Genomic DNA, 2,639 nt, shown 5'->3' with positions numbered 1-2,639 from the left:
AAAAAGCTTCGATCTACATTTAAAACAATACTTAAAGTCCAATCAATATAAAAACTTAAAGGCGCAATATCAGATTAGATTAGTTACGCCCGTTCTTCCTTGATTATCAAGTAGGTATTAATTACAAAGTTAGATTTAACCTTTCGCTATCCCACTATTTTTACTTTCAGCTGGTCGTGCTTGTAAATATTGTTGGGTGATTTTTTCTGCTGAGCGACCAGCTACATAACCGCCCAATCCAATTTTTAATAGAGTCCAAGCATCTTCCGATAACCTAAATGCCAACAGTCCAAAGCTATCTAAAACGACCAACACTAGAAAAGTAATCATGGTAATTGGACGCCAATTTCTTTGGAGCCAAGATTGCCCTGTGGCTTCGGCAGTAATGATTGCTGTCTTACTTTTAAGTAGTTGGCTTTCGTAATCCATTACTTTGGCTAATAATTCATTTTCAACGGATTTGATCTGAGCTTGAAGTTGTAATTTTTCTTCGTCGCTAGTGTGGATTTCATCAATCAGTTTTGTAGCGGGTTCAAAAATACTGCTGATAAAAGAAAATACGTTCATGTTTTTTTCCTCAATAATTAGTCTGTTAAATTAGGCATTATTTTTTTAAATGCGGTGTAATGTTTTTGTATTTTGTCACCATATACTTGTTTTTGACCTTTACCGTTATACATACCGGCAAAGGATTCAAAGTCTAGTTCTTGTAAATATCGCAACATTTGGGGTGAAAAAAAGTCGAATAGTCCGTTTATTTGGCCTTGGATACTGCTCGAAAAGGCCTCAAACATTTCATTAATAGATTGGTATCCAATACGCTCGAAATGAAACCCCATTATTTGAGGTGCGCCCATACTTATGGATAACATGGCTGCCTCTTCATCTAGTTGGCGCGCAAAATCAAAAACTTGCCATTCTTGCTTTTGGTTACCGTGAAATGATTGCCATTCGGCTAGGTGGTCGTTTCGCCATTTATGCTCTCGCCAAACCTTTTGGTTACTGTACTGAAAATGCTGTCTGTATTGTTGAGGGTGATGTTTTCCCCAAAACTTCCAAAATTTGTGATTTTCAAAACGTATGATCATCTTGTCACTATTATTTTGTTCAAACCCTTTTCCTGAACTTTCAACACAAAGTACCGCCAATGCACAAGCAACATCTAACTGCTTTTTGGTGCTTAAGGTTTGTAACAAGTTACCCCACTTATTCCAGGTTGAGGCCGAGTTACGCTGTTCGTTAGTACCGTTGACCGGTAAAACAGTATTAGGTGTTAATCTAGCTAGCTCTTGACCATGTTCTGTAATGGGGATAGGAAGTTCGTCCTGGTGGTCAGACAAAATAATTGGGTCTCGTTCTGCAGAGTCATTGGTGTCATCCGCAAGGGGGGACAGGTAGTCTCTGGCTACATACGCTCTATTGCCATTGAATCTAATCTGACACCAATCCTTTTGCACTCCTTCCACCCAAATTTGGCTATCTGCTCTAAGTTGGCCAAACAAACTAGCAGTAGCATTTGGGGCTGCTCGGACGTTTAATAAATTTGCATTTACTTGAGCGTAAAAGCCTTTGGAAGAATAAGTTAAATCTACATATTGGCTTGCTACATAGGCGGTATTGCCGTTGAATTCTATTTCTAACCAATTATCGAGGATTGCCAATGTTTTAATGGATGCACCTAAGTGTAAAGTTGCTAGGTATTTAGCAGTGGCAGAAGGAGATAATCTAACATTGAGTTTTTGTGTGTTCACTGTACCTGTTAATCGAGCTAAATCGTTTACGGGTTGTAAATATTTAGCAGCAATAAAGCCGTAAGTATTTTGGTAATTAATCTGTAACCAATTGTCATGTGGGCCTGCAGCCTTGATGACCGCCCCTTGAGATAACTGGCCAATCACAGAACTGCCGGAATTTGGCATATTTCGAACATTCAGTAGTGACGCGGTTACGGCCCCTAACATATTTGAAATTGCCAGTTTAGGAAGGTTACAAACAACTTGTACATTGCATAAATCCTTTTACGATGAAGTTGAGAATAAATATAGAACGCTAATTCGCTATATTCAACTTAAAGCTCACTCGAACTTCGAATAAAGACTTGTTTAAAGGCATGCGGGTGGATTTGAAATTTCATGTATATACAAGTATATTGTTGAGTGTGAATAGGCAGGAAAGAATTGAGAAAATGAAAAAGAAACCAGAAATGCAAGCTAGGTTTATGCAAATCAAAATGGATTTGTTTAATAAAGTTGAGTCACGGCAAATGAAGGTTGGTGATAAAGTACCTTCAGAAAACCAACTAGCTGAAACTTTTAGCGTTAGCAGAATGACTGCTAGGCGTGCTTTAAGTGAATTAGTCACCGAAGGAGTACTAGTTAGATCACAAGGCATTGGTACTTTTGTCGCTGACAATAGTGGTGTAGTACCTGTACTAGAATTACCGAATATTGATGATCAAATTAATCAACAGCAGGCACAATATTCAAATGAAATTTTGAGCTTTTCTAACGTTAAGGCAAATCCGCAACAAAGCATTTGGTTAAGTGTTACCGAAGGAGCTCCACTATATAATTTAAAAGTTGTTCATAAAAAAGATGACATTGCTATTCAATTAGAAGATGTGATTGTGAATCCAGCTT

General features: G+C 37.9%; 3 protein-coding genes. 1 reads left to right on the top strand and 2 read right to left on the bottom strand.

What is annotated here, in order from left to right; all coding sequences use genetic code 11:
• Positions 1-135 precede the first annotated feature (135 nt).
• The gene (locus ACSHXM_RS21575) at positions 136-567 is read right to left on the bottom strand and encodes a 3TM-type holin (RefSeq protein ID WP_435692454.1); all 432 of its coding nucleotides are present in this window, start codon (positions 565-567) and stop codon (positions 136-138) included.
• A 17-nt stretch (positions 568-584) separates the two neighbouring features.
• On the bottom strand, positions 585-1,961 hold the full coding sequence (locus ACSHXM_RS21570) for an N-acetylmuramidase domain-containing protein (protein WP_435692452.1): 1,377 nt from the start codon (positions 1,959-1,961) through the stop codon (positions 585-587).
• Between the two features lie 224 nt (positions 1,962-2,185).
• On the opposite strand from ACSHXM_RS21570, the gene ACSHXM_RS21565 reads away from it, so the two are divergent.
• Positions 2,186-2,639, top strand: a 454-nt coding sequence (locus ACSHXM_RS21565) for a GntR family transcriptional regulator (protein ID WP_435692450.1), incomplete at its 3' end; no start/stop codon positions are given.

It is taken from the genome of Paraglaciecola sp., assembly GCF_051252315.1.
Taxonomy (GTDB): domain Bacteria; phylum Pseudomonadota; class Gammaproteobacteria; order Enterobacterales; family Alteromonadaceae; genus Paraglaciecola.
Note: the sequence above shows the minus strand (reverse complement) of the source record. Positions and strands in the feature narration are given on the sequence as shown.

Coding starts and splice junctions, on each gene's coding strand:
- ACSHXM_RS21570 (WP_435692452.1), bottom strand. CDS start 1,961: ATGTTAGGGGCCGTAACCGCGTCACTACTGAATGTTCGAAATATGCCA.
- ACSHXM_RS21575 (WP_435692454.1), bottom strand. CDS start 567: ATGAACGTATTTTCTTTTATCAGCAGTATTTTTGAACCCGCTACAAAA.